Consider the following 20463-nt stretch of genomic DNA (forward strand, 5'->3'; position numbering starts at 1 on the left):
CGATCGCTTCTAAAGCCTGCAACCTGCCGCCGGGCCGGATCGCCGTGCCCGGCGCGGAGAATCCCCAATCCCGGCAGAATCAATAGGAGTTCCAAGCATTCCTTCCCTCGCTCCATGGTAAATACTAGGAGTTCCTAGTATTCTCGATTCCAAGCGTCAGCCATTTGCATCGAGGGAGCTGTTGAATGAAGATCGTCGTGCTCGTCAAACAAGTGCCGGATACGGCTGAGGAACGGAAGCTCGACCTGGCAACCGGCCGGCTCGACCGTGAGGCTGCCGACTCCGTGGTCGATGAAATCAACGAGCGCGCCCTCGAAGCCGCGTTGCGCATCAAGGATGCCAACAAAGGCACCGAAGTAGTGGCAATGACCATGGGTCCTGATGACGCCACCCAGTCCTTGCGCAAGGCCCTCTCCATGGGAGCCGATTCCGGGGTTCACATCGTGGATGATTCCCTGGCCGGCGCCGACACCGTTCGAACGGCCGCAACGCTGGCGGCTGCACTGAGGTCTACCGGGTTCGACGTGGTGATGGCCGGCAACGAATCGACGGATGGCCGCGCCGGCGTCGTGCCCGCCATGGTTGCCGAACATCTCCAGTTGCCACTGTTGGGTTCGTTGATCTCCGCGGAAATCGCCGACGACGGCGTGAGCGGCGTTCGCCAGGGCGAGGGCGGAACCCTCACTGTCCGTGCCGGACTGCCCGCCATCATCACTGTGACCGAGCGTTTCCCGGAGGCCCGGTTTCCCAACTTCAAGGGCATCCTGACGGCCAAGCGCAAACCCGTCACCACGTTGTCCGCCGCCGAGCTTGGCGTCCCGGCGGGCGCCAGCCGCACCGTAGTGGTCTCCACCGTTGAGCGGCCGCCGCGCGCGGCCGGGCGAAAACTCATCGATGACGGGACCGCGGCCGACGAGCTCGCCGAGTTCCTCGTTGCGAACCGCCTGGTCTGAGGGAGGAAAAGAAATGTCGAACGTCTTGGTGCTCATTGAAATTTCCCACCGCGGCGAGATTGCCGCATCCGCCCGCGGGCTGCTGGCTGCCGCAGCCACGCTGGGCTCACCGGCCGCCGTCGTCGTGTCCTCGGCACCGCTGGCGGACGACGACGTCGCGCGCCTGGGTGAGCTGGGCGCGGCAAGGATCTACTCGGCTGTGACAGCTGCCGCCGGCACTGTTTTGGTGGCACCCGCCGTGGATGCCCTGAGCGGGGCCGTCGAAGCCTACGGGCCGGCTGCCGTCCTCACCGCGAATTCGGTGGACGGCCGCGAAGCTGCCGCCCGGCTTGCTGTCCGGGTCGGCGGGAGCATGCTCGCCGACGTCGTGCAGGTGCGCAGCGACAACGGAACCGTTGTTGCCCAGCATTCGGTGTTTGGCGGGGCCTACACCGTCGAGTCCGTGGTGGAAGGCGGGCTGCCCATCCTCACCATCCGGCAGGGGGCGATCGAAGGCCAGGCTCCTGCAGCAACGGCAGACCTGCAGACGGTGTCCCTCGATGCCAGAGAAGAAGGCGCCGCCATCATTGACCAGTTCAACGACGATGCCGCCGTCTCGGCCCGGCCCGAGCTTCGGACTGCGTCGACGGTGGTTTCCGGGGGACGGGGTTTGGGCTCGTCCGAGAACTTCGTGCTGGTGGAACAGCTTGCCGACACCTTGGGCGCGGCGATCGGTGCGTCACGCGCAGCCGTCGACGCCGGGTACATTGCCCAGACGGCCCAGGTGGGCCAGACCGGTGTGAGCGTGTCCCCGCAGCTGTACATCGCATTGGGAATATCCGGAGCCATCCAGCACCGCGCAGGCATGCAGACCGCCAAGACCATTGTGGCCATCAACAAAGACGAGGACGCGCCCATTTTCGAGGTGGCCGACTTCGGAATCGTGGGCGATATTTTCACGGTGGTCCCGAAACTCATCGAGGCCGTCAAGGCCCGTTCAAACTGACGGCGTAACAGGCTTTGGCCGCTTCGGTCCAAAGCCTGTTAGCTTGATGCGTCCCTGATTGCAAAGTTCTTCCGAGAGGTGCCTGAGAAGATGTCCACCCCCGCCAAAAAGTCGACAGCAGCCAAAAGCAAATGGTCCCAACCCCTTTGGGTGGTTCCAGGCGTGCTGCTCGCACTTTTGCTCATCGTCTTGTTTGCCAAATGGTTGACGGGCCTGTCGGGTGTGCAGTCGTTCTTGCACGAGTTCCCAGGCGCATCCAGCCTCCCGGCGAACGCCCCTGTAGGTTTCCCGGCATGGCTGGGGTGGCAGCATTTCCTGAACGTCTTCTTCATGGTGCTCATCGTTCGATCCGGTTGGCAGGTCCGCACAGCCAAGAGGCCTCCGGCCCAATGGACCCGAAACAACAAAGGATTCATCCGGACCAAGAACGCGCCAACCAAGATCAGCCTGGACCTGTGGTTCCACCTGACCCTGGATGCCCTGTGGGTGTTGAACGGCATCATCTTCGTCATCGTGATCTTTGCCACCGGGCAATGGATGCGGATCATTCCGACCAGCTGGGATGTATTCCCGAACGCCCTTTCCGCCGCCCTCCAGTACGCATCGTTGAACTGGCCCACTGAGGACGGCTGGGTGAACTACAACGCCCTTCAATTGCTGACCTACTTCGTCACGGTCTTCATCGCCGCCCCGCTTGCCATCATCACCGGCCTGCGAACGTCCCCTGCATGGCCGAAGAAGGCCGGCACGGTGAACAAGATCTATCCCATCGAACTGGCCCGAGCGGTGCATTTCCCGGTGATGGTGTACTTCGTGCTCTTCACCATCGTGCACGTCACCCTGGTGCTCGCCACCGGGGCGCTGCGCAACCTGAACCACATGTATGGCGGCAGCGACGATATCAACTGGGTTGGTTTCGGCATTTTCGCCGTATCCCTCCTGGTGATTGTGGGCGCGTGGTTCCTCGCGAGGCCGCTGTTCCTTCGCCCTGTCGCTTCGCTGATGGGCAAAGTCAGCAAGTAAACGCACCGAATAGCCAGAAATACCGGACAACCCGGAGAACTGGGAAGAACTGCAAAGGAGTGCCAATGTTTGAGCTCACAGAGGACCAGCAAGCGGTGGTGGAGATGGTGCGCGACTTCGCCACAACGGCCATTGCGCCGCACGCCGCGGAATGGGACGAGACCAAGCATTTCCCTGTGGATGTCCTGCGCGAAGCGGGCACCCTCGGCATGGGAGGCATCTATGTCCGGGAAGAGTTCGGCGGCTCGGGGCTTTCCCGCACGGATGCTGCGCTGATCTTTGAGGAGCTTTCCAAGGCAGACCCCACCATCGCGGCCTATATCTCGATCCACAACATGGTGGTGTGGATGATCGATGCTTTCGGCAACGATGAGCAGCGGGCCCAATGGGTGCCGCAGCTTGCGTCCATGGAAGCACTGGGCAGCTATTGCCTCACGGAGCCGGGAGCAGGCTCGGACGCCGCTGCCCTGAGCACCAAAGCAGTGCTCGACGGCGACAGTTACGTTCTTAACGGCACCAAACAGTTCATTTCGGGCGCAGGAGTTTCCAGCGTCTATGTGGTCATGGCACGGACTGCCGACACGGGGAGCCAGGGCATCACCGCGATCGTTGTGCCCTCGGACGCGCCGGGCCTGTCCTTCGGCCCGAATGAAAAGAAGATGGGATGGAATGCCCAGCCCACGCGTCAGGTCATCTTCGAGGACGTACGGGTCCCGGTGGCGAACCGGCTTGGCGAGGAAGGCAGCGGATTCGGCATCGCCATGAAGGGCCTCAACGGAGGCCGGGTCAATATGGGCGCTTGTTCCTTGGGAGGCGGCCAGGCGGCCCTGGAGAAGTCCATCGCCTACCTCAAGTCACGTTCGGCTTTCGGTGGCCCGCTCATCAACCAGCAGTCCTTGCTGTTTGAAATCGCCGACATGGATACGGAACTCGAAACTGCCAGGACCTTGATCCTCCGTGCCGCAGACGCCTTGGACCGCGGCGCCCCGGACACCGTGAGGTTGTGCGCAATGGCGAAGCGCGTCGCCACGGACGCCGGGTTCAATGTCGCAAACAAGGCCATCCAACTGCACGGCGGCTACGGATACCTGTCGGAATACGGCCTCGAGAAGATTGCCAGGGACCTGCGCGTCCACCAAATCCTGGAAGGCAGCAACGAAATCATGCGGCTCATCATTGGACGACTCGCTGTAGGCGCATAAAGCACGCAGCAAGCACGAAGGGCCGGACCCCATGAGGTCCGGCCCTTCGTTTGGTGGGACTAGAGCTTGTCGAAGTCGGCTTCGTCCACAGTGTCATCTGCCGGAGCGGCGGCGCCGGCTCCGATCGCAGCCTTCGAACCGCCCGACTTCAACGCCGCCAGCCGGGCCTCGATTTCCGTCTGCTCTCCGAGGTCCTCAAGCTGGTTGAACTGCGCGTCCAGGCTGGAGGCCGCAAGTTCCTGCTGGCCGAGGACTTTGGCCTCTTCGCGGCGGATCTTCTCTTCGAAGCGGCCCACCTCGCTGGTGGGGTCCATGATGTCGATGCTCTTGAGGGCGTCGTGCACCTGGGTCTGGGCAGCAACCGTCTTGGAGCGGGCAACCAGCTCATTGCGCTTGCTGGTGAGCTCGTTGAGCTTGCCCTTCATCTGGTCGAGACCGCTCTTGAGCTTGTCCACGACCTCCGACTGGGACGCGATGTTGGGCTCGGCGGCCTTGGCCTCGTTCTCCGCCGACATCTGGCGCTGGATGGCCACCTTGGCAAGGTTGTCGAACTTCACGGCGTCGGCCGCGCTACCGGTAGCACGGTACTCGTCCGCCTTGCGGGAGGCCGCGAGGGCCTTGTTGCCCCAGTCTTGGGCGTTCTTGATGTCCTCGCTGTAGTCGGCCTGGAGCATGCGGAGGTTGCCGATGGTCTGCGCCACGGCGGACTCGGCCTCGGCGATGTTGTTCGAGTAGTCGCGGACCATCTGGTCCAGCATCTTCTGCGGGTCCTCAGCCTGGTCGAGCAAGGCATTGATATTCGCCTTGGCGAGCTGTGCGATCCGCCCGAAAATGGACTGCTTAACCATGGTGTTGCCTTTCGTCCTGCTCAGTGGTGCCCACTGAATCCAGTGATCAGTTTTTGTATCCTTCTACGCGGGGGAGAGGCCCCCACCTAGTCTTCGTGAGCTAGAAGCTGCCGGAGTCGCCGCCGCCGAAGTCACCTCCGCCGCCGCCGTCGCCGCCGAAGAAGCCTCCGCCCCCACCGCCGTCGCCGCCGAAGAAGCCTCCGCCCCCACCGCCGTCGCCGCCGCCGAAGAAGCCTCCGCCTCCGCCGTCATTGGTTCCGCCGCCCCAGCCGCCTCCGCCGCCGTGCAGGATGGAGTTGATGAGGATGCCGCCGAGGATCGCTCCGCCGAGGCCGCCACCGCTCCCTCCACCACCGAACATGCCGCCACGGCCGTAGCCTTGGTTGGCAAAGCCACCGAACTGATCGACGTCGGACTGTGCCAGTTGCGCGGCTTGTGCAGCGAGCGACTGGGCCTGCTGGGCGTACGTCAGTGCGGTGACCGGGTCATTGCGGGAAATGGACAGGGCGTAGTCGAGATTCCGTTGGGCTTCGGCCAGCCGGGTACGCGCCTCGGTGCCCACGCCGCCGCGTCGCGCCGCGATGTAGTCCGAAGTGGCGCTGATCTGGGACTGGGCAGCCATGATGGTCTGCTGGAGCGCGGCCTGTGCACGCCTTGCCTGTTCCTGCTGGTCACGGATACCCGAGAGGGACTGGTCTAAGGCCTGGTGCGCCTTCTCCACGCGGTCCAAGGTGGCAATGGGATCGATTTTCCCGCCCTGGATTTCAAGTTTGACCTGCGCCAGTGCGGCTTCGACTCCAGCAACCGGGCCAGCCAGCTCCTGGTGTTCGCCGGACTGGATCATCGCTTTGGCCTGTGCCAGGTCCTGGCTGGTCTCCACCACGGCGCCCTCCAGCGAGTTCCGGGCTTCGTCGAGGCTGCCCGCTACCTTGGAGATGGCGTCGATTAGCACGTTGGTCTGGTGCAGGCCCTCTTCCGCAGCGCGGACTGCTACTGCGGCAAGGCTGCTCTCACCTGCGGCGAGCTTTTCCTGGGCCGTCGTTGTCGCGTTGTGGACGAAGGCAAGCCGGTCCTTGGCCTGGGTGATGTTGTCGCTCACGTGGCCAAGTGCGCTGTCTGCGTACTTCTCGCGCAGGCCATTGAGCGATTGCTCCGCGCTGCTGATCTTTGCCTCGGCTTCGTTGGCGCCGGCGGCAACAGTGGCCAAAGCCTGCGGCGCGTTCTTCTCGAGTTCGCGCAGGGAGTCGAAATCGGCCTTCTGCTCGCGCAGCGACTCGAGCGCTGCCTCCGAGCGTCGGATGATTTCGCCGAGCCAACTGCGCTGCTGCTCTTCGGTGTCCGGGATGTGATCATCGAGCTGTTGCTGCAGCTTGAAGGATTCGGTCATGTGGTTCTTGGCTTCCAGCAATGCCTTGGTGAAGTTCCCGACGGCGGCATCGCCGTATTGCGCCTGGGCGAAGCCGAGTTCCTGTTCGCTGGATTTGATGGTGTCATCCGCTTCGATGAGCAGGGAACCGGCTTTTCGCCGCAAGTCCGGGATGCTCAACGAGGCCAGGGGATCGAGCTGTTCTCCCTGCGGGCCGTAGCTCGTTCCGGATGCCTGGCCCTTCTTGCGGCGGTTACGGAAGTACAAGTACGTGCCCACACCGCCCGCCGCAACAACACCCGCGCCGATCAAAACGGCTGCACCCGAGTTGCCGCTCGGAACCGTGCCGCTGCCCCCACCGGCGGCGTCGCCGACGGCGGCCGCAGTGTCGATGGCTGCCTGGGCAAAGTCCCGCTTGCCTGCGCCCAGGTTGGCCGCGATGGCATTGGACGAAATGGTTGACCTCTTGGAATAGATCGCGCTTGCAGAGTTGGGTGCGAAATAGTACTGACCGGCCGTGGAGATGGCCAGAATGACGTCAGCCTTGCCCATACCCTTCTTGTTGGCCACAGCCATGGCCCAGTCTGCGGGCGATGAGGGGTTGTCGAAGGAATCCACGGTGACCACATACAAGTTGTATTTGTGGTCCTTCAGGAGCTTCTGGATGGCATCCTGGACCTCGCCCTTGCGGTTGCCCAGAACATTCGCCTTGTCCACGATGTTCTGGCCGGAGGGGATTGTCACTGGACCCTCGGCCCAGGCTGCGGTGGCCGGGAGGACCAGCATTCCGGCCAGGCCGATGACGGCGAGTACACGTTTCAACATTGACCGCATGTGCAACCCTTCAGCACGTCTGCGATTGGTCCGGGCCGGAACAATCGAAACAGAATGCGTCAGCGCCCCCACGCATGGTTATCAAGCCGCAGGTCGCTGTGGCAATTCCACTTGATACTATGGTGCACCTTTTGGAGCGTCCACAGCGGCAAATATGCCGCCAGCGAAACGGGGAGAGATCCTCCCTTCTCCAGCGTTGAGGGGCTAGTCGGCGCCATTCGAGGGCACAGGGCCATTCCGATGACGGCGTTCAGCAAGCTCCCAGCGAACGTCGACTCTTGATCCAGCAAGAGCGACGATAGTTAAGGGGACGAGGAAGAAAGGAAGTCCCATGACGGAGAACCCAGCACAGGGCGCCGCGCCTGAGAACAATGGCCCCGAGAACCATGGTCCTGAGGGCGCCGGCCAGGCGGAGGCGGACAAGCAAGGCAATTCCCAGCCTACGGCCCCGCTGCCGGCATACCAGCCGGGTCAGGATTTCACTGCGAAGCCCGAATACACTGCGAAGCCCGAATACACTGCGCAGCCGGATCACACGGCGCAGCCGGCTCACACAGCGCAGGGCCCGGTAGCTCCGGCACCGTGGGCCCAGGGTCGGGCCGAAAACGCCACCGAGCAGATCCAGGCACAGCACAGCGCTCCGGAGCACGGCGCACCCCAACACGGAGCGCCCCAATACGGAGCGCCCCAGCACAGCGCGGGACCGCAACACCCCTACCCGCAGCACCAGCCCTTCTATGGCGGACCGAACCCTGCGCAGCACTATCCCACGCAGCAGTTTCCGGCCCACCCGGGCGGTCCGGCGGCTAGCCCGAAGCGCAAGCCGGCCTTCGGCGTCGGGACCTTGGTGGCCTGCATCCTGGCAGCCGGTCTCGTCGGCGGAGGCGTTGTGGCCGCCAGCGATCAATTGTTGAACAGCCGGACCCCGGCGGCGGCCACTAGCGGCCAGACGGGAACCGTGATTGTCAACAACACGGACAACGTCAACGCCATCACCGCAGCCGCGGCCAAGGCTTCGCCGAGCGTCGTGACCATCATGGCCTCGAGCGGAAACCAGGGCGGCACCGGTTCGGGCATCATCCTCGACGACCAGGGCCACATCCTGACCAACACCCACGTGGTAACCCTCGACGGTGCCAGCGCCAACGCCGCGATTGAAGTGCGGTTGAGCGATGGACGCGTCCTGAAGGCGACGGTAGTGGGGACGGACCCGCTTTCGGACCTCGCCATCATCAAGGTGGACAACGCCTCCGGCCTCGTGCCGGCCACCCTGGGTGATTCCAGCAAAATCAACGTCGGGGACAACGCAATTGCCATCGGCGCTCCCCTCGGCCTGCCCGGCACGGTCACCGACGGCATCGTGTCCACGCTCAACCGCACCATCAGCGTGGCGTCCTCGGCTGTTCCCAACGGCGGCTCCGACAATTCGCAAAACGGCGGCCAGGGCGGATTCCAATTCGCCCCTCCAGGCGGTGGCCAGAGCCAGAGCAGTGCAGGCCAGGGCACCGTTTCGCTCAACGTGATCCAGACCGACGCGCCGATCAACCCGGGCAACTCCGGTGGAGCGCTTGTCAACACCAAGGGCGAGATCATTGGCGTCAACGTGGCGATCGCTTCCGCCGGAAGCAACAGTTCCTCGTCTTCCTCCAGCGGCAACATTGGTGTGGGCTTCAGTATCCCCATCAACAACGCGAAGCGTATTGCGCAGGAACTCATCAAGAACGGCAAGGCCACCCATGGGCAGTTCGGCGTCAGCGTGCAGCCTAAGTCTGCCACGGGGAGCAGCTCCGGGTTCTCGGTGGGCGCGCAGGTTGCGGCTGTTACCAAGGGCTCGGCAGCTGAGAAGGCCGGGCTCAAGGTGGGCGATGTCGTGACCAAGTTCGCCGGCATCGACATCAGCGATCCCGAGCAACTCACCGCGGCTGTCCGTGAGCAGCCGGCAGGAGCAACGGTCAAGGTGACCATCCAGCGCAGCGGCCAGTCGCAGGAGCTCGACGTGACACTGGATGCTGCGCCGTAACAGCTTCCCAGTAGCAACGGATTCCAGGACGGAAACCAACAAGCAGTCGATGACGGCGGGCGGCACCACCGGTGCGGCCCGCCGTCGTCGCGTGCTCTTGCTGCCGTAAGCGATGCGATCCGCGAAACAGGAGTTAACGCGGCGCCGTTGTCCGACTTGTCCCGCAATATGCTTAGCTAGGACGAGCCCGTACGCCGGGCACTCTTGGCCATGCGCCTAGTTGCTGGCCATCCCCGAGTATGGAAGGCTGCCTCGAACACAGTGGGAGATACATTGAAGATTGTTGTTCTGGTCAAGCACGTCCCGGACGCGCAGTTCGACCGACACCTCACCGGCCCAGGCAACACCACGGACCGCGACGAGAGCATTCTGTCCGAACTGGACGAATATGCGCTTGAAGCCGCATTGCAGCTGAGCGAAGCGCGCGGAGGTGCCAAGGCCGGCAACGAGGTGATCGCCTTGAGCATGGGTCCCGCCGGTGCCGTGAACGCCGTCAAGAAGTCCCTGCAGATCGGTGCCTCCTCGGGAGCGCATTTGAGCGATGACGCGTTGGCCGGTTCCGACGCCGCCGCCACCTCGCTGGCTCTCGCCGCGGCGATCCGGTATCTTGGCGCCGACTCGCCCGTGGACCTCGTCCTGACGGGCATGGCCTCGACCGACGGCGAAACGTCCTTGGTTCCGGCCCAGCTCGCTGAGCGGCTCGGACTCCCGCAAGTGACTTTCGCTTCCTCCCTGGAGGTCAACGGCGAACGCATCGTAGCGCGTCGTGACGGTGACGCCCACGCGGACACCGTGGAGGCAACCTTGCCCGCGCTGGTGTCCGTGACGGACCAGATCAACGAGCCGCGATACCCCAACTTCAAGGGCATCCTTGCAGCCAAGAAGAAGAAAATCACCGCACTCACGCTGGCCGATATCGGCGTCGATGCCGCGCAGGTGGGCGCCGCGGGTTCGCTGACCGCCGTCGAGACCGCCGAAGCGCGGCCGCCGCGCACTGCCGGCACCATCATCACCGACGAAGGCGACGCCGGCATCAAGCTGGTTGAGTTCCTGGCCGCCCAGAAGCTGCTCTAAGAGGATTCCGACACATGGCAAAAGCACTTGTATTCATTGACAACCCGGGCGCGGCGCTCAAGAAGAGCAGCCTGGAACTCCTGACGATCGCACGTTCCCTCGGGGAAGCAGTGGCTGCCGTCAACGGCGAACTGCACGACGACGTCGCGGCCGCCCTGGGTACGCAAGGAGTTTCGGCTCTTTACCGCCCGTCCGCTACGGACCTGGACGACTACCTGGTTGCGCCGAAAGCCGCATATCTTGCTGCGGCCGTTGCGGCCTCCGGAGCCCAGACCGTCCTGCTGGAGAACACCGCCGACGGCAAGGAAATCGCGGCCCGTCTTGGCGTGAAGCTCAACGCCGGGGTCATCACCGATGTCGTGGGCGTCGACGCCGACGGCACGGCCCACAAGTCGGTCCTGGCAGGCTCGTACACCACCACGGCCAAGGCGCGCACCGCCGTCGCCGTGCTCACAGTCAAGCCGAACAGCGTCGACGTCGGGGCCCCGGCCGCGGCAAGCACGCCCGAAACCGTCACTATCGACGTCCGGGCCGATGCCACTGCGAATGCCGCACGGGTCACCGGGCGTGCAGAAAAGCCGGTCAGCGGCCGTCCCGAGCTCACCGAAGCCCGGATCGTGGTTGCCGGCGGACGCGGCGTCGACGGCGACTTCGGTCCTTTGGAAGAACTGGCCGACGCGCTGGGCGGCGCACTCGGGGCTTCCCGCGCCGCCACGGATGCAGGCTGGATTGGTCATGACTACCAGGTTGGCCAGACGGGCAAGACCGTGTCCCCGCAGCTCTACATTTCGGCGGGCATCTCCGGAGCGATCCAGCAGAAGGCCGGTATGCAGACCTCCAAGGTCATCGTCGCGATCAACAAGGATGCTGAATCGCCGATCTTCGAAATCGCGGACTTCGGCATCATCGGCGACCTCTTCAAGGTTGTTCCGCAGGCCACCGAAGAGATCAAAAAGCGGAAAGGCTGATCCCTTTGTCTTCTGACGCCACGTCAGCGAAGAGCCCGTTCAACGCCTCCACGGAGCGCGTCGAGCGGGTGCTTTGTTTTACCGCCCATCCGGACGACATTGACTTCGGCGCGGCCGGCACCATCGCTGCCTGGACCGCTGCCGGCGTCGAGGTCAGCTACTGCGTCATGACCGACGGCGACGCCGGAGGTTTCGATCCTGCGCACCGCGAAGAGATCATTTCCATGCGCGCAGAGGAACAGAGACAAGCCGCTGCCCTCGTCGGCGTGACGGATGTGCACTACCTCCATGAGCGCGATGGATACCTGGAACCGACGCATGGGGTCATCGAGCAAGTGGTGAAGCTCATCCGCGAAATCCGCCCCGACGTCGTCCTTGCCATGCACCCGGAACGCAATTGGGACAGGATACAGAAGAGCCATCCCGACCACCTCGCAGTGGGGGAGATCGTGACCCGGGCGGTGTACCCCGCGGTTGAGAACCCCTTCGCCTACCCGGAACTGGCCGCAGCGGGTCTCGAGGCCTTCAAACTGCCATGGCTGTGGCTCTTCGCCGGTCCCGAAACCCGTGAGAACTATTTCGTGGATGTGACCGAACACATCGACGCGAAACTGGCTGCTATCCGGATCCATGCAAGCCAGCACCCCGATCTGGGGGGCATGGAACGGGCTGTCAGAGGCATGCTCCGGCACAATGCCTCGCGCGCCGGCATGCCCGACGGGCGCAGCGCCGAGGCGTTCCATGTGGTGGAAGTCAACGGTTCCCAAACCATCGCCGGTTTCTGAAATTGCTGATGTGTAACCTGTGTCATATGCTTAGTCTCGTTTAAATCATATTTAATTGAGAGAGGCAGACTTTGATGGCGAAGACTGCACAACAGTCGGTATTGGTGATCATGGGTGTCTCCGGTTCCGGTAAATCGACAGTGGCCGGCGTATTGGCCGGCCGGCTGGGGTGGGACCTCGCCGAGGGCGACGACCTGCACCCGGAAGCGAACGTGGCAAAGATGCAGGCGGGGCACGCACTCAGCGATGAGGACCGTTGGCCCTGGCTGAACATCATTGCCGATTGGATCAAGGAGCGTACCGCAGCAGGAAAGCCGGGCATCATCACGTGCTCGGCCTTGAAGAAGCGCTACCGGGATGTCCTCCGCGGGGAGGGCGTCGTGTTCGTCTTCCTCCAAGGGAGCAAGGACAAGATTTCCGACCGGCTGGCTTCGCGTCACGGACACTTCATGCCTGCCTCGCTGCTGGAATCCCAGTTCGATGCACTGGAGGCGCCCACCGAGGACGAGAACCACATCTCACTGTGCGTCTCCGCTTCTCCGGCTGAAGAAGCGGACGAAATCATCGAACGGCTCGGCCTTGAGGCACAGACCGCACACACAACCGGAGATGCAGCGTGAACTGGACCGGGCACGATACCCAACTCCTTGTCGTCGCGGCCATCGGCATTGCGCTGATCGTCCTGCTGATCGCCAAATTCAAGGTCCACCCGTTCTTGTCCCTCGTGCTTGGTTCGGCCTTCGTCGGCCTGGCATCGGGAGTCGGCCTCGACAAGGTGGTCAGCAACTTCGAAGACGGCGTGGGCGGCGTCCTCAAAGAGGTCGGGCTTCTGATTGCCCTCGGCGCCATGCTGGGCAAGCTCCTGGCGGACTCCGGCGGCGCAAACCGCGTGGTGGACACCTTGCTGGAGAAAGCCAGCGGCAACAAGGTGGTCTGGATGATCACCTTGGTTGCTGTCATCATCGGCCTCCCAATGTTCTTCGAGATTGGCCTCGTCCTGCTCCTTCCGGTGATCGTCCTGGTCACCCAGCGCTCGCAGATGAAGCTCATGCGCATTGCCATTCCGGCGCTCGCGGGTTTGTCCGTGTTGCACGGCCTGGTCCCGCCGCACCCCGGCCCACTCATCGCCATCAGCGCCGTGAAGGCTGAACTAGGAACCACCCTGGCTCTTGGGCTCCTGGTGGCCGTCCCCACAGTGATCATTTGTGGACCGTTGTTTTCCCGTTTGGCCGCGCGTTGGGTTCCCGTGGATGCCCCCGCGGTGGCGGGCGGTATCGACACCAAGCACGCCGTCGATCTCAGCGACGTCAAGCGCCAACCGACCTTCCTTGTCACTTTGCTGACGATCATTTTCCCGGTGGTGCTCATGCTCCTGAAGGCCGTTGCGGACATTGTCTGGCCTGACGCCGCCCATGCCCCGATGATCCGCACAGTCCTGGACTTCATTGGCCAGCCCCTCGTTGCGATGACTTTGGCTGTGCTCGCCGCCATGGTGACCTTCGGCTACGCCGTCGGCTTCACCGGAAGCAAGATCACCGCGAAGCTCGGCAACAGCCTCGGGCCGATTGCCGCGATCCTGCTGATCGTGGGCGCGGGCGGCGGTTTCAAGCAGACCCTCATCGGTGCCGGCGTCGGTGACGCGGTCAAGAAATGGGCCGAAGGCGCCAACATGTCCGTGCTGGTCCTGGGCTTCCTTGTGGCTGTGGCGCTTCGGCTGGCCACGGGCTCGGCGACAGTTGCCACCGTGACGGCTGCAGGGATCGTGGCTCCGTTGGCAAGCAGCCTGAGTCCGACGCATGCCGCGCTCCTTGCCTTGGCCATCGGTGCAGGCTCGCTCTTCCTGTCCCACGTCAACGACGCAGGGTTCTGGCTCGTGAAGGAACTCTTCGGCCTGACGGTCGGGCAGACGTTCAAGACGTGGTCGGTGATGGAGACGCTCATCTCGGTGGTCGGCTTCGGCTTCATCATGGTGCTCTCGCTGATCATTTAGCGTCGGCTGCTTGGCAGCCAGTACGATGGCGGCCCGTCCCCTTTGATTCCAAGGGGACGGGCCGCCGTCGTACTTTTCTTGAGGAATGCCCTAACTGAGCATTTCTGCCGCGTAGACCTTGATGCCTTCCAGTAGGTAGGGCGCCAGGCCGACCCTGACCTTGTCGTAATTGGCGGCGAACCGGGGGTCGTCCACATACATCTGTCCCAGGCCTACATAGGATTCCGCGTTGGGGGTCCAACTCTCGCAGATCCACTTGTAGTGCCGGCCGACAGCTGCCTGGACGTCCGGGTGATCCGCCGGAAGGGCGGCGTCGAAACAGCGGGCGAGATCCTGGTTCAGCGCCGCGTACTCCTCCATGAAGGCCTGTTTCTGGGCCGTTGTCATTGCCGAGTGCCGGGCCTTGCTCGCGTCGACGGCGCGATCGCCCCAGCGCTCGCGCGCCTCGGCTTCGTAGGGGTTGTTGTCGAAATCCTTGAAGATGTTCTCCGCGGTCATGGTTTCTCCTTGACGTAGTGCTGCGATAGTGGCGTCGACCGTCCGGGACATCCGGTCCAGCCGGTCGCGCTCGGCCAGCAGCCAGTTCCTGTGCACGGCGAGTGCCTCCACGGGATCGGCCTGGCCATCCAGAACTTCGCCGATGGTCTCGAGCCCAAGGCCAAGTTCACGAAGCAGGAGGATCCGCTGCAGTCGCAGCAGCTCAGGCTGGCCGTAGTACCGGTAGCCGTTGTGTCCGGTGTGGGCAGGTTCCAATAGTCCGAGTTGGTCATAGTGGCGCAAGGTCCGCGAGGAAACCTTGCTGGCCTTGGCCAGTTCGGAAATGGTCCAGGTACCTGCCTTGTCCTGCTTCATGTGTCCAGCGTAGAAGTTGACGTTACGTCAAGGTCAAGCCCCGCCGCTAAGAGCCCACGGCGGGGCAGGGCCCCTCGCTTTACGTGAGGGGCGCTGCTGCGACCGTCGGGAGTGTCGGCTTCTTGGAGCCGCCCACGGGCTCAACCGTGATGCCGATGGACGCCGCGCTGGCAATGCCCGAGACAACCGCCGGATGGCTCAAGGCCTGGGCGTCCATGAGTCCTTGGGAGACAGGGTCGGAGCCATCCTTGGGAATAAGCCACATCTGATAAACCTTGCCGGCCGGGGGAGCGGGAACTCCGTTCATCCGGACCACCACGGCGTTCTTCGAGCTGGAGATGGACACGGTGGCCGTGCCGCCGCCGTTGACGTCGACCGTGGCTTGACGGACATCGCCGGCCTGCAGTACTTGGTTCACGGGATCGTTCTGCCCGGCCACGTAGACGCCAACGCCGATACCGCCAAGCGCAATAACCGCGGCCGCCGCAGCGGCTGCCACCCAACCACGGACGCCGCCGAAGCGTCGGCGATCACGCCGGTTCCGGGCGGCGGCGAGGTCGACGACGTCGGGGGAAACGTGCGCTGCGGGGCCAGCCGGCACCTCGGGAACCGACGACGGCGCGGAAGCTGTGCCGGTTTGTGCAGTGCGTGGTTGTTGCGGGAGCTGCCGCAGAATGTCCTCCAAGAGCCCAGGCCGCGGTTCCGCCTCGTCGGTGAAGGAAGCGGCAAGAGTCTCGCGTGACTGCCTGACCCGCTCAAGGAACGCGGAACGAACAGGTGCGGTGGCAATGTAGTTGTCGATTTCCGCTCTCTCGGCGTCGCTCAAGGCATCGAGGGCGTAAATCTCGGCGAGTTCCAGGACGCGGCCTTCGGCGAGATCAGTGGCTATATCGGTGGCGAACATCCTGCGGAGGCCTTCCTTCCCGGCATTCTGCTTGTTGTCATCGTGTTCGGTCATGTCAGCTCACCCCCAGGCAAGTCTTGAGTCGGAGAAGTCCATCGCGGATGCGGGACTTGATGGTCGGAATCGCGGCACCGAGTTGTTCAGCTACCTCCCGGTACGTGAGCCCGCCATAGTAGGCGAGCCGCACGGATTCCAATTGCGTTTCCGTCAGGGTGCCAAGGCAACGGGTGACGGCCTCGGCTTCAAGCCGGCTGCTCGCTTCTTCCTCCACCGAATCGTGGTCAAGGAGTTGGCTCGCGGCACCATATTTCGCTTCGCGGTCCGTGGCGGACTGGGCCGAGCGGACGCGGTCGATGGCGCGCCGGTGGGTGATGGTCATGAGCCACGCGAGGGGACTGCCTGCCTCGGGATTGAACTTGCCCGCGTTCTGCCAGACCTGGATGAAGACTTCCTGGGTGGTATCTTCGCTCAGGCCCGCATCCACCAAGACACGCTTGGCCATGCCGAAGACCCTCCGCGCAGTGAGGCGGTAGAACTCGCTGAAGGCGACACGATCGCCGTCGGCCATCAACCCCAGCAATTCCGCAAGCTGCGCATTCGAGCCGGCAATCACGCTGGGGGCCTCGGGGCCTCGCACATTCGGTGTATCCATCACCGTCCAGCATAGATTGCTCGTGACCCTGGCAGTACCAGAAGCACTCTTGAGGGTAGTCACCTGCGCCCCTTCCGCGGCCGTCGCTTCACCGGCACCTTGCCACGCAGGCCAGCTGCCTGCCCAGGCTGTTGGTGCCTGCACAGGGTATTCGGCGCAGGGGGAGCTTTGGATGGGTGACCCGCGGAGGTGAGCTAGGGGGTGCCCGGCGGCCAGGCAGTCTTGCTAGAGCTTCGCGCCCGCAAAACCGTGTTGGCGCCAGGCTTCATACACCGCGATGGAGGCGGCATTGGCAAGGTTCAGCGAGCGGAGGGATGGCAGCATGGGGAGCCGGACGCGGGCCGTGACATGAGGGTCCTGTTTCAGCCAGTCCGGAAGCCCGACGGACTCGGGGCCGAACAGCAATACGTCGCGCTCCTCGTAGGCAATGTCCGTGTAGGAGGATTCGCCGTCGGACGTGAAAGCGAAGACGCGCTCGGGCTGCAAGGCCGCCCAGGCGGCCTCGATGTCCTTGTGCACCGTGACCACCGCGAGGTCGTGGTAGTCAAGTCCCGCGCGGCGCAGCTTCGCGTCGGAGAAGTCGAAGCCCAGCGGCTCCACAAGGTGCAGCTCCGCGCCGGTGATGGCGGCGAGCCGGATGGCGTTTCCCGTGTTGCCCGGGATTTCAGGGGTGTGGAAGAGGATGCGGAACACGTATCAATCCTAGCCAGCGAAAATACAGGGTTTTTCCTGCAGGCTCAGTGCATGCCGCGCAGCAGCCGGGCCAGGACCGGAACAACCACGGTGTTTGGTGCGGGACCCGAACTCAGGAACTGCTTGAGGCCGCGGGCCAGCCCGGAGGCGTTGACGATTTGCACCAAACCGAAGTCTCCATCCGTGCGCCGGTAATGGTCGATGACCGGTTCGTGCGGGTTGCCGTCCGGGCTATGGATTACCACCCAACCCGTCACATTCAGTTCCGGGAAGATCTCCTGCATGTGGCGAACGATCAGCTCGAGCTGCGGCGGAGGCACCGAACGCCCGCCGTGCTTGAGCGCGACGCCGTCCCAGGCGTAGGCACCCTTGGGCAGGAGCATGGAACCGATGAGCGCTAGTCGGTAGCCGGCAAGAAGGGCGTGATCGATGTGGCTGTCGTCCGAGGGGGAGCGAAGCCCGTTCACGAGCCGTGCTGACGGGATGGCAGGCAGAATCTGGCGGCTGATGAGCTGGACTGTCCGCATTTCGCGCTGAATGCGGGCTTCGGCGCCGAAGATTCCACGCTTCCGGGGAATCCCGTGGATCTGCAGGGCGGCCTCGCCCTTGGACAGCAGTGGCACCTCGTGGGGATCATCGAAGGGCGGTACGTAGACGGGGGCGTCGCCAGCTGTGTTGCGCGGCGCATTCGGCCGGTGGACACCGGCGGTGGTGCGGGGTTCTGGTCCGGGAGCGCCGTAGTCCGGTCTTTGCGCCGGGAAGGGGTTCGCCCTGCCGGAACCGCCGCTCGCGTAGCGGCGGTCGTACTCCGCGCGTCGTTTGGGGTCAATCAGGGTCTCGTACGCGAGCGTGACCTGTCGAAAAACCTCAGGATCCCCGCCATGGTCCGGGTGGGCGTTCCTCGCGGCCTTCCGGTAGGCCACTTTAATCTCCTTGTCCGTCGCGGTGACGGGAACCCGGAGGATCTGATAGTGGGAACTGCTGCCCTGAGCCAACCACGGGCCTTTCTCTGGGATTCTGAAGGTTCCCGCCGTCCCGGTGCGGAGCGGCGATCTTGGCAAGTCTAGCCAGCCCACCATGAGAACGACGGCGGCCCGGGCTTTAGTTCCCCTGATCACGCCCCTGCCGATGGCATGATTCATGCTGTGAACTCCGCGGCCGGCCCCGACCATCCCCTTGACCAACCAAGTACCGGCCCTGATGGGTTGGACGGGTCCTCCCGCCGAAGGGTCGTGCTGGCGGTCAATCCAACCGCAGCGTTTGGACGGCACGCCCTTGCCGGGGACGACGCCGCCCGTTGCCTCCGCGCGGCGGGCCTCGACGTCGTCGTACTTCGGCGCGACAGCATGGACGCCCTGCGGGAAGCTGTAGACGAAGCGATTCGCGCCGGCGCCGAAGCCTTGGTGGTGGTGGGCGGCGACGGCATGGTCCATTTGGGCGTCAACTCACTGAGCGGGACCGGGTTGCCGCTCGGGATTGTTCCCGTGGGTACGGGAAACGACGTTGCCCGGATGCTTGGGCTGCCTTTGCAGGATGTCGAGGGCTCCTGCGCCCGCGTGATTTCGGCGCTCGCCGACGGTGGCCGGGTGCTCGATGCAGGCCGCATCACCACTGGCGGGCGGACCATTTGGTTTACCGGGGCCGTATCTGCGGGGTTCGACGCCGCTGTCAATGAACGGGCCAACTCCTGGAGATGGCCCCGCGGCGCCCTCCGCTACACCCTTGCGATGCTCCGGGAGCTCGGATCGTTCCGGGCCATCAACTACACCGTGACTGCCGACGGCGTGGCATCGCACGAGGGTGCCATGCTGATCTCCGTGGCCAACGCCCAGTCGATCGGCGGCGGCATGCGCATCGTCCCGGATGCCGCGCCCGACGACGGGTTGCTGGATCTGTTCATCGTCAAGCCCCTGTCCCGGCTGGCCCTCCTTGCGGTCTTCCCGAAGGTCTTCTCCGGACGGCACACCCGGCACCCGGCCGTGGAAATCCGCCGGGTGCGCTCAGTGCGCCTTGCCGCCGAGAACGTGGTGGCCTACGCCGACGGCGAGCGGATCGGTCTCCTTCCACTGGACATCGAGGTGGTTCCGGGCGCACTGCGGGTATTGGCCTAACCTGGCCGCTCAGCGACGCGAGGCGACGGCCAGGCGGTTGAGCGCGAGTGCGCCCACGAGCAGTCCGAAGTCGCGGAGGGCGACGTCGAAGAAGTTGCCGAGCACCAGCAGGTTCACGATGATGCCCAGGAGCCACGCGGCCACCAGGAGCGAGCCAAAGCGCGGACGGACCGCCACCGCGATGCCGGCCACGATCTCCACAACGCCCACGATGTACATGAAGGTCTGGGCCGGGATCGGAATCACCGAGGTGGCCACGGGCGCCAGATACATAGTCCAGTGGGTGAGCAGGTTGGTGAACTTGTCCAGGCCGAAAAGGATCGGCACCACGGTGAACACGGTCCGAAGGAGCAGGAAAGCCTGCCGTTGCGGATCCATGGACATCAGCGATCCGGTTTTCGCCTGGGCCGGGGATGATGCGGTGTTCATAATGCCTTCTTTCTAAAAATGGATAATCTGATTTTAGAAAATTCCGAAGGATTAAGCAATGAGTGTTGATTTTAGAGTTAAGCTGGATCCATGACCGGACTTCCGTGGCTGCGTCGGCTCTCCGCTTTGGCATCCCTCGACGACGGCAACCGTCGTCGCTTGTACGAGCACGTCTGCAGCGCAAGCGATGCAGTCAGTCGCGACGACGCCGCGATGGCCCTGGGGCTTCCCCGCAGCACGGCCTCCTTCCACCTCGACCGGCTGGTCCGTGACGGGCTCCTGAATGTTGAGTTCCGCAAGCTCGGCGGCAAGGTCGGCCCGGGTTCCGGACGGCCTGCGAAGCTGTACACGCCCGTCATTGAAGAGATCGGCGTCTCGGTTCCGGAGCGCCACTATGACCTCGCCGGGGAAGTGATGGCCTCTGCCATCCAGGACCTGATGGCGAAGGGTGGTTCCCCCCGCGAAGCTCTCCTCGAAACCGCGTACGCCCGGGGCCGCGAGGCCGGCAGCGCGGAGCCCCGTTTCGAGGATGTCTTGGCGAACTACGGTTACAGGCCGGAAGTTGACGACGGCGGCGGGTACTCGCTGGTCAATTGCCCGTTCCACCGGCTGGCCGAAAGCCACACGAGCGTCGTCTGCGCCATGAACGGCGCCTTCCTGAGCGGAGCGGCGGCCGCCTGCGGAATTGCCGAGGCCCGGATCGCTGACGACAACCGCGAAGGCCATTGCTGCGCAAGGATCCTTCCCGCGGATTAGGGAAGCGGCACTGGAGGC

The 20463-nt window shown here is 64.0% G+C and carries 20 protein-coding genes; 12 read left to right on the plus strand and 8 right to left on the minus strand.

Going from position 1 to position 20463, the window contains the following annotated elements; genetic code table 11:
- The first annotated feature begins 185 nt into the window (after positions 1-185).
- From AB4074_RS00325 to AB4074_RS00340, 4 genes are all read left to right on the plus strand, one after another.
- Positions 186-953 carry an electron transfer flavoprotein subunit beta/FixA family protein gene (locus AB4074_RS00325; protein ID WP_441411620.1) on the plus strand — a complete coding sequence of 256 codons (768 nt, stop codon included), beginning with the start codon at positions 186-188 and terminating at the stop codon, positions 951-953.
- 13 nt (positions 954-966) lie between these two features.
- Complete coding sequence (locus tag AB4074_RS00330; protein ID WP_441411621.1) at positions 967-1938, plus strand: electron transfer flavoprotein subunit alpha/FixB family protein; 972 nt, start codon at positions 967-969, stop codon at positions 1936-1938.
- Positions 1939-2028: 90 nt separating this feature from the next.
- Complete coding sequence (locus AB4074_RS00335; RefSeq protein ID WP_441411622.1) at positions 2029-2961, plus strand: cytochrome b/b6 domain-containing protein; 933 nt, start codon at positions 2029-2031, stop codon at positions 2959-2961.
- Between the two features lie 65 nt (positions 2962-3026).
- Positions 3027-4163: an acyl-CoA dehydrogenase family protein gene (locus AB4074_RS00340; protein ID WP_441411623.1), complete on the plus strand. Its 1137-nt coding sequence runs from the start codon at positions 3027-3029 to the stop codon at positions 4161-4163.
- Positions 4164-4222: 59 nt separating this feature from the next.
- Here the strand turns inward: AB4074_RS00340 and AB4074_RS00345 are convergent, their stop codons facing one another.
- Both AB4074_RS00345 and AB4074_RS00350 read right to left on the minus strand, forming a co-directional pair.
- The gene (locus AB4074_RS00345) at positions 4223-5011 is read right to left on the minus strand and encodes a PspA/IM30 family protein (RefSeq protein WP_441411624.1); all 789 of its coding nucleotides are present in this window, start codon (positions 5009-5011) and stop codon (positions 4223-4225) included.
- Positions 5012-5111: 100 nt separating this feature from the next.
- Positions 5112-7211, minus strand: a complete 2100-nt coding sequence (locus AB4074_RS00350) for a TPM domain-containing protein (RefSeq protein WP_441411625.1) — start codon at positions 7209-7211, stop codon at positions 5112-5114.
- Between the two features lie 331 nt (positions 7212-7542).
- On the opposite strand from AB4074_RS00350, the gene AB4074_RS00355 reads away from it, so the two are divergent.
- The 6 genes from AB4074_RS00355 to AB4074_RS00380 all read left to right on the plus strand — a co-directional run bounded on the left by AB4074_RS00355 (position 7543) and on the right by AB4074_RS00380 (position 14048).
- A complete protein-coding gene (locus AB4074_RS00355) occupies positions 7543-9231 on the plus strand; it encodes a trypsin-like peptidase domain-containing protein (protein WP_441411626.1) in 1689 nt (562 codons plus the stop codon).
- Positions 9232-9504: 273 nt separating this feature from the next.
- On the plus strand, positions 9505-10305 hold the full coding sequence (locus AB4074_RS00360) for an electron transfer flavoprotein subunit beta/FixA family protein (RefSeq protein WP_284991530.1): 801 nt from the start codon (positions 9505-9507) through the stop codon (positions 10303-10305).
- A gap of 14 nt (positions 10306-10319) precedes the next feature.
- Positions 10320-11273, plus strand: coding sequence for an electron transfer flavoprotein subunit alpha/FixB family protein (locus AB4074_RS00365; RefSeq protein WP_441411627.1), 954 nt, complete (start codon positions 10320-10322; stop codon positions 11271-11273).
- A gap of 5 nt (positions 11274-11278) precedes the next feature.
- Positions 11279-12058, plus strand: coding sequence for a PIG-L deacetylase family protein (locus AB4074_RS00370; RefSeq protein ID WP_441411628.1), 780 nt, complete (start codon positions 11279-11281; stop codon positions 12056-12058).
- Between the two features lie 74 nt (positions 12059-12132).
- Positions 12133-12678 (plus strand): gluconokinase, encoded by a 546-nt coding sequence (locus tag AB4074_RS00375; RefSeq protein ID WP_441411629.1) that lies wholly within the window; start codon positions 12133-12135, stop codon positions 12676-12678.
- Positions 12675-14048, plus strand: coding sequence for a GntT/GntP/DsdX family permease (locus tag AB4074_RS00380; RefSeq protein ID WP_441411630.1), 1374 nt, complete (start codon positions 12675-12677; stop codon positions 14046-14048). Before AB4074_RS00375 ends, AB4074_RS00380 begins: the two co-directional genes overlap by 4 nt.
- A 90-nt stretch (positions 14049-14138) precedes the next feature.
- Here AB4074_RS00380 and AB4074_RS00385 read toward each other — a convergent pair whose 3' ends face one another.
- The 5 genes from AB4074_RS00385 to AB4074_RS00405 form a co-directional block, all read right to left on the minus strand.
- Entirely contained in the window at positions 14139-14900 is a 762-nt protein-coding gene (locus AB4074_RS00385) for a MerR family transcriptional regulator (protein ID WP_441411631.1), read from the minus strand.
- A gap of 79 nt (positions 14901-14979) precedes the next feature.
- Entirely contained in the window at positions 14980-15858 is an 879-nt protein-coding gene (locus tag AB4074_RS00390; RefSeq protein WP_441411632.1) for an anti-sigma factor, read from the minus strand.
- A 1-nt stretch (position 15859) separates the two neighbouring features.
- Positions 15860-16456 carry an ECF RNA polymerase sigma factor SigK gene (sigK, locus tag AB4074_RS00395; RefSeq protein WP_236811936.1) on the minus strand — a complete coding sequence of 199 codons (597 nt, stop codon included), beginning with the start codon at positions 16454-16456 and terminating at the stop codon, positions 15860-15862.
- Positions 16457-16681: 225 nt separating this feature from the next.
- Positions 16682-17149, minus strand: a complete 468-nt coding sequence (locus AB4074_RS00400) for a tRNA (cytidine(34)-2'-O)-methyltransferase (protein WP_441411633.1) — start codon at positions 17147-17149, stop codon at positions 16682-16684.
- 44 nt (positions 17150-17193) lie between these two features.
- A complete protein-coding gene (locus tag AB4074_RS00405) occupies positions 17194-18144 on the minus strand; it encodes a J domain-containing protein (protein ID WP_441411634.1) in 951 nt (316 codons plus the stop codon).
- A 150-nt stretch (positions 18145-18294) separates the two neighbouring features.
- On the opposite strand from AB4074_RS00405, the gene AB4074_RS00410 reads away from it, so the two are divergent.
- A complete protein-coding gene (locus AB4074_RS00410) occupies positions 18295-19260 on the plus strand; it encodes a diacylglycerol/lipid kinase family protein (protein ID WP_441411635.1) in 966 nt (321 codons plus the stop codon).
- A gap of 9 nt (positions 19261-19269) precedes the next feature.
- Here AB4074_RS00410 and AB4074_RS00415 read toward each other — a convergent pair whose 3' ends face one another.
- A complete protein-coding gene (locus AB4074_RS00415) occupies positions 19270-19689 on the minus strand; it encodes a hypothetical protein (protein WP_441411636.1) in 420 nt (139 codons plus the stop codon).
- A 90-nt stretch (positions 19690-19779) separates the two neighbouring features.
- Here AB4074_RS00415 and AB4074_RS00420 point away from each other — a divergent pair, with 90 nt between their 5' ends.
- The gene (locus AB4074_RS00420; RefSeq protein ID WP_441411637.1) at positions 19780-20445 is read left to right on the plus strand and encodes a helix-turn-helix transcriptional regulator; all 666 of its coding nucleotides are present in this window, start codon (positions 19780-19782) and stop codon (positions 20443-20445) included.
- Positions 20446-20463: the final 18 nt, after the last annotated feature.

The sequence above is a fragment of the Arthrobacter sp. 2MCAF14 genome, from assembly GCF_052115645.1.
Lineage (GTDB): Bacteria > Actinomycetota > Actinomycetes > Actinomycetales > Micrococcaceae > Arthrobacter.